Source organism: Mycobacterium sp. (genome assembly GCF_035314905.1).
Lineage (GTDB): Bacteria > Actinomycetota > Actinomycetes > Mycobacteriales > Mycobacteriaceae > Mycobacterium.
Genome location: NZ_DATFYW010000221.1, coordinates 1 through 6,110, shown reverse-complemented (window position 1 = coordinate 6,110; position 6,110 = coordinate 1). Strand labels below are relative to the sequence as shown.

General features: G+C 67.1%; 8 protein-coding genes and 1 pseudogene. All 9 read right to left on the bottom strand.

Going from position 1 to position 6,110, the window contains the following annotated elements; translation table 11 throughout:
- The coding region (locus VKG81_RS19530) for a class I SAM-dependent methyltransferase (RefSeq protein WP_414685332.1) at positions 1–577 on the bottom strand (577 nt) is incomplete at its 3' end.
- Between the two features lie 23 nt (positions 578–600).
- Positions 601–1,146: a GNAT family N-acetyltransferase gene (locus tag VKG81_RS19525; RefSeq protein ID WP_324398379.1), complete on the bottom strand. Its 546-nt coding sequence runs from the start codon at positions 1,144–1,146 to the stop codon at positions 601–603.
- A gap of 10 nt (positions 1,147–1,156) precedes the next feature.
- A complete protein-coding gene (locus VKG81_RS19520; protein ID WP_324398378.1) occupies positions 1,157–2,038 on the bottom strand; it encodes a 5-oxoprolinase/urea amidolyase family protein in 882 nt (293 codons plus the stop codon).
- Positions 2,035–2,670, bottom strand: coding sequence for an allophanate hydrolase subunit 1 (locus VKG81_RS19515; RefSeq protein ID WP_324398377.1), 636 nt, complete (start codon positions 2,668–2,670; stop codon positions 2,035–2,037). The genes VKG81_RS19520 and VKG81_RS19515 overlap by 4 nt, the downstream gene beginning before the upstream one ends.
- Before the next feature lie 80 nt (positions 2,671–2,750).
- The gene (locus VKG81_RS19510; RefSeq protein WP_324398376.1) at positions 2,751–3,476 is read right to left on the bottom strand and encodes a queuosine precursor transporter; all 726 of its coding nucleotides are present in this window, start codon (positions 3,474–3,476) and stop codon (positions 2,751–2,753) included.
- Between the two features lie 62 nt (positions 3,477–3,538).
- Positions 3,539–3,976 carry a nuclear transport factor 2 family protein gene (locus tag VKG81_RS19505; RefSeq protein WP_324398381.1) on the bottom strand — a complete coding sequence of 146 codons (438 nt, stop codon included), beginning with the start codon at positions 3,974–3,976 and terminating at the stop codon, positions 3,539–3,541.
- Positions 3,973–4,950 (bottom strand): ABC transporter substrate-binding protein, encoded by a 978-nt coding sequence (locus tag VKG81_RS19500; protein WP_324398380.1) that lies wholly within the window; start codon positions 4,948–4,950, stop codon positions 3,973–3,975. Before VKG81_RS19500 ends, VKG81_RS19505 begins: the two co-directional genes overlap by 4 nt.
- A gap of 81 nt (positions 4,951–5,031) precedes the next feature.
- Positions 5,032–5,616, bottom strand: coding sequence for a TetR family transcriptional regulator (locus VKG81_RS19495; protein ID WP_324398375.1), 585 nt, complete (start codon positions 5,614–5,616; stop codon positions 5,032–5,034).
- A 120-nt stretch (positions 5,617–5,736) separates the two neighbouring features.
- Positions 5,737–6,110, bottom strand: a pseudogene (locus tag VKG81_RS19490) (DNA polymerase domain-containing protein); the annotation flags it as partial.

Genomic DNA, 6,110 nt, shown 5'->3' with positions numbered 1-6,110 from the left:
CCACGAAGTTGATCCGCCATCCGTTGGCGGTCAGCGTGTCGCGGAGGTCGGCCTCCGGCACCGCGCCCATCGGCGCGATCACGCCGTTGACGTTGCCGTCTGAGAAGCAGAACAGGTGCAGGCGCGCGCCGGGCCGGGTCGCGCGATGCAACGCGGCGGCATACGACCGGCGGCCGTCCTCGTCGAGGCAGTGATAGAGCGCGCTGTCGATCACCGTGTCGAACCGGCCCGCGTAGCCGGCAAGGTCGGTGGCGTCGGCGATGCCGAACGTCACCTGGACACCCGCCTGCGCCGCGCGGGTGCGGGCACGCTCGATCGCGGCGGCCGAGCCGTCGAGTCCGGTCACCGAATATCCGCGTGAAGCAAGGAAGATTGCGTTGTCACCGAGTCCGCAGCCTACGTCGAGTACTTCGCCGGCGATCGCGCCCAGGGCTTCCAACTCCATCAGTCGCGGCTGCGCTTGTTCTATGTCCCAAGGAATTCCGGCTGGAGGTGGAGCACCGTCGAATGTCGGCTCGCCGCGGTAGAGCTTGTCGAACATCTCGGGGGAGGGCCGGAATGTAGCTGGGGTTGTCACGCCTCCCAACGTACTCTTGTGTCCTACCACACGTCACCAGATCGCCAGTCGCACACCAGATCCGCGGTCGTGTCGAGGTCGACGGCGACTGGCAGGACGAAGACGGCCATGTCGTCGTCGGGTGTGCGGGTCAGCCCGCCCGGTGCCAGCACCGACGTGGGACCTCGCCACTGCAGCCAGCCGCGGCCGAGATAGAGCTCGCGCGCCGACTCGGATGGGGTGAGCGCTCCCAGCTGGTACGCGCCGCGAATCACCTGCTCGGCGCCGTCCATGAGCGCCGTTCCCAGGCCCTGGCCCCGCCAGTCCTCGCGGACCGCAACACCTTCGACGTAGCCGGTCCGCAGCGGTGTCCCGTGGTACAGCAAGCGACGCTGCACGACGGCGGCGTGTGCGATCAGCGCGCCGCGGTAGTAGACAAGTGCGTGCATGCCGCCGAGTGCGTGCTCCCAGTCGTCGTCGCTGAACTTGCCCTCGAACGCGTCGACGAGCAGCCGGTGCGCGCTCTGTCGTGTTTCGTTGTCGAGGTCGGCGGTGTGGATCAGGCGGGCCGTGTGGACCTGGGTTCGCACACATGTGGGTCTACCACGACCGGCGCGGCCTCGACCAGTGCAGGCGGATGTGCTGACCCGGACGGATCTGCGCCAGCCGGTCGATCCCGTCGTCGGTGACCACCCCGACGACGGGATATCCGCCCGTGACCGGGTGGTCGGGGCCGAGGATCACCGGCAGCCCGTTCGGCGGCACCTGGATCGCGCCGCGGCTGGCGCCCTCGCTCGGCAATTGCCGGTCGGGCCAGCGGTGCCGTAGCGCTGTCCCGACCAGTCGCATGCCCACCCGGTCGCTGCGGTCCGACACCACCCAGCTGGTGTGCACGAGCGCGTCGGGCTCGGTGAGCCAATCGTCGCGCGGCCCGGGCACCACGTGCAGCTCAATCAGGGCTTCGTGGAATGAGGCGACGGGCGCCTGGTCGAGCTCGGGGAAGTCATCGGTGTGGTCGCCGACCGGCAGCACGTCTCCGGGCTGCAGCGGCTGCGGTCCGATCGCCGACATCACGTCGTAGCTGCGCGAGCCGAGCACCGGTGTCACGTCGATGCCGCCGCGCACCCCCAGATAGGTGCGCAGGCCTGTGTGCGGAGCGCCGAGCGAGATCACCTGACCGTCGTGGGCGTAGTGGATGCTGTTGATGCCGAACGGGACGCCATTGACCGCGGGGTCCGTGTCGGCGCCTGTGACGGCGATCGCGACGTCCCCCCCGCGCACCCGCGCGGTCAAGCCGCCGAACGTCACCTCGATCGTCGCGCGGTCGCTGGGGTTGGCCACCAGCCGGTTGGCCAGTGCATGGGAGCGCCGGTCAGCCGCGCCGGAACAGCTGACGCCGAGATGGGCGAACCCGGGACGGCCGAGGTCCTGCACGAGTGCCAGCGGGCCGGTACGCAGGATCTCGAGAGTCGTGGTGGTCACGACACCTCCCGGAACCGGACCGACATCCCAGGGGCAAGCAGTGCGGGTTCGGCACGGGCGATGTCCCACAGCACCGCAGCGGTGTGGCCTATCACCTGCCAGCCGCCGGGAGACTCGCGCGGATACACACCGCTGAACTCGCCGGCCAGGCCCACCGACCCGGCAGGTACCCGGGTCCGGGGTTCATCGCGTCGGGCTACCTCGAGCCGCGGGTCGCCGCCGACCAGATACGCGAATCCCGGTGAGAAGCCGCTGAAGCCGACCCGCCACGGCGTGCCGGTGTGCGCGGCGATGACGCCGGCTTCACCCAGCCCGGTGGCCTGCCCGACCTCGGCCAGGTCGGGGCCGCCGTACACCACGTCAATGACGACGTCGACGTGGCCCGGCGAGACCAGCGCATCCTGCGGTGTCACACGCAGCTTCTCCAGCCGCTGCCGGGTGCCGGGTTGATATCGCCGACCTGCCAGCTTGATCAGCACCGTGCGGGACGCCGGCACGATGTCGAGCACGCCGAGCAGGTCGGCCTCTCGCAGTGCCGCGGTCCACGCCAGCACCTCGGCGGTGCTGTCCAGTTGCAACAGCAGCCCCTGGTCGCCGTAGTCGTGGACTCTCAAATCCGTTGCGACGCTCATCTTCAGAAGGTACCGCCGAGTAACCTGCCCGGGCCGAACATTTCGAGCCTTTTCAGAGGTGCCTTAGCAGAGGCTCAAGTTCAGGCTTCCGTTATTGGCGCGGGACGGTAGGTCGGCTCCCGTTTCTTGATGAACGCGATCAGGCGGTAGGTGATCGGCAGCATCAACACCTCGACGGAGGTTTTGTAAATCCAGCCCAACGCGGTGTATGTCACGAAGTCCCCGAACGTGTTGATCCCGATCGCGCCGGCGGCGATGCTGCAGAACACCAGCGTGTCGCCGAGCTGGCCGGCAAACGTGGATCCGACCAGCCGCGCCCACAGGTGCTTTTCCTTCGTGTGCGCCTTGATGGCCACCACCACCCACGCGTTGATGGTCTGTCCGACGACAAAGCCCGACAAGCCGGCGACGATCAATTGGGTGAACGCGCGGACCACCACTTCGAACGACTCCTGGTGGGTGTAGAAGTCGGCCGGCGGCAGGTAGATCGTGACCCAGAAGGCGAATGCTGCCAGCGCCTCCATCACGAACCCGATGAAGATCGCACGCCGGGCCGCGCGGAAGCCGTAGACCTCGCTGAGGACGTCACCGATCACGTAGGTCAGCGGGAAGACGATGAAGCCACCGTCGGTGATGATCGACCAGTGGCCGACGATCGGCCCGAACGCAACCCCCTTGGTGGCCGTCACGTTGGAGATGATCACCAGCCCGGTGAACACCGCGACAAGGATCGGATAGTAGGCAGAGCCGATCTGCGCGTAGACGGCCGCGTCGGCGTCCCTGGCGCGGGTGTCACTGCTGGTCACTCGGCCATCCAAGCACCCTGCCGCGCAGGATTGCGAGCGTTGCACCTTCGCGTCGGGGCGGTTCAGGCGATCGCCTGACACAGGTGGTGGCTGGTGTCGCCGACGAAGTCGATGAGGGTGTAGTCGCGGTAGCAGAACCGCCACACACCGTCGATCCGCTCGAAACGGTCGTGGTAACGGCCGCTGACCACCACCTGGAGCGGCAATTCGTCGGTCTGCTGCAGCACGGTGTAGTAGCTACGGCAGGTTGCGCTGTCGGCGTCGACGTCGATGACCGGGTTCGTCACGACGTGTTTGGTGCGCGGCGTGCCGTCGGGGTACCTGATGATCAGCGCGCGCCAGAGGCGCAACATCCCTGCGGCATCGACAGTGTCGTCGTCGCCACCGCCTACCCGCAGCCGGGCGTGTTCGAAAAGTGCGGCGGCACCGTCGAAATCACCGGAGTCGATGCACTCGGCGTATCGGTAGAGCAGATTGGCGATCTGCGTTTCCGGGGTCAGGTCAGCACCTTCGACAGCATCGGCGGCAACTGGTCGGCGACGACGGGCAGGCTCAGGGGCGATGAGAACGCGATCGCGCCCGCGAGGTCGGTGCCGGTGAAGACGTTGCGGTTCCGGGCGGTGGCGTCCAGCTCCTTGATGGTCGGGTCGTTGCGCAGTGCGGCCTGATCCGCGTCGCTTTCCGTGGTCCAGATCAGCACGTCGGCACCGTCGAGCACGTTCGGTACCTGGTCGCGCGGGATGAATGCGCGGTGATCGTCGACAGCGAACGGCTGAAGGTTGTCGGGCACGACCAGGCCCATCTCGGTGAGGAAGTCGGTGCGCCATCCGGGCAGCGTGGCCACGACATTGTCCTGGTAGAACGCCCCCTGCACGAGGAGCACCTTCTTTCCCTTGAACTGCTGGTTGGCCTTCGCGACGTCGGAGAACCTGTTGTCCACGCCGTTGACGAGCGATTTCATCTGCTCGGCCTGAAACACCGCAAGCCCGATCGTGTCGGCCTGCACCTTCCACGGTTCGAAGAACGGATCGTCGCCCGACTGGGGAATGGTCGGGGCGATGCCCGACAGCCGCTTGTACGAATCCTGATCCACTCCCGCATTGGTCGCCACGATCAGGTCCGGCTTCAGCGCGGCAATCTGGTCGAACTGCAGGCCGTCGGCCAGGCTGAGCACGGCGGGTTGCGCGCTGCCGAGTTTGGGCTGTGCCCATGGCCAGACGCCGAACGGCTGGTCTCCCCACCAGCTGGTAACAGCGATGGGGACGACGCCGAGCGCGAGAAGGTCGTCCTGCTCGGTGTATCCCGCGCTGACCACGCGCTTGGGCGGCGACGGAACGGTGGTCTGACCGAATTTGTGTTTGACCGTCACCGCACCGGCGCCCGGCTTGCCGTTGTCCGGCTTGTTCGACGAGCACGCTGCGACCACGAGGAGCCCGGCCGCGCCGGCAACCCCGAAGAACCCGCGCCTGCTCATGGTCGTCACCAGCGTGAGCGTAGCTGGCAAACGTTCGTGTACGGCGGGAGCAGCGACAAAAACGCGCGGCGTGCCGGGCCGTCAGGTCAGCGGCATGCCCGCATCGATGAAGTCCAGCGCAGGGTAGATGCGCTCGACCGACATCGGAACCTCGTCGATCACGGCCATCATCGCGCCGGCCAGTGCGCCCGCGAAAACCCGGACCTCGAAATCGCCGGCGTCGCGGCCGAGCCGACGGGCCAGCGCTTCGGTGAGCATCCTGATGGTCCGGTAGTACTCGTCGAACTGGGCGGCTTTGAGCTCGGGTATCGAGAACACGAGCCGCTGGCGCGTGCGTTCGAATTCCCATTGGTCGTCGGAGATCGTCTCAATGGTGGCCTCGAACGCACGGCGCAGCGCCACCGCAGGTGACAGATCCGCCGGCTGGCGTTCGAAGGCCGCCATCAGCACCGGGTCCAGGTCGTCGGCCATCAGCACCGACTCCTTGGACGGGAAGTAGCGGAAGAAGGTGCTCGGAGAAACCTCGGCCGCCTCCGCGATCTGCTCGACCGTGGTGTTGGCCCAGCCGTTCTCGTCGATCAGCCGGAAGGCTTCGCGGCGGATGGTCTCACGGGTCTTGAGCTTCTTGCGCTCCCGTAGGCCCAACGGATGGTCAGCGTCGCGCATATGCCGATTCTCGCGCATCGACGGATTTCCGCCGGCCACGGCCCATGGCGCACCTCCATCCTGAGGAAGTTTCTATCGAATGATAGCGGCTACCACTTGATAGGGAATGTCAAGAATCCGTCAAGATGCGTCGGGAGGGGGAGTGGCGGGTTGTTGGTCTTCGCGCAAGCGGCTCATCCACGGGCTGAAGTCGGCGATCAACTCCTCCTGCGGCGGCCGCTGCTCTGGCGGCACGTGCTGCAGGTTCAGCCTGATCCGGTACCAAATCGAGCTCGGTCCGCGCATTCCGTCGACGAGGATGTCGGCCGGCTTCAGCAGCCGCGCGGCCACGGGATGGCGCTTGCGCCAGGTGCCGAGCGCGGCCATGGCCTCGTCCCTGGTCCTGGTCCGCGCGACTTCGATCAACGGCATCGTCGACTGGCGCCGGCCGGTTATCTTCTTCGCGCCGCGCGGCGCCTTCTCGGGCGGTCCCAACCGCTCGGCCAATTCGAGCA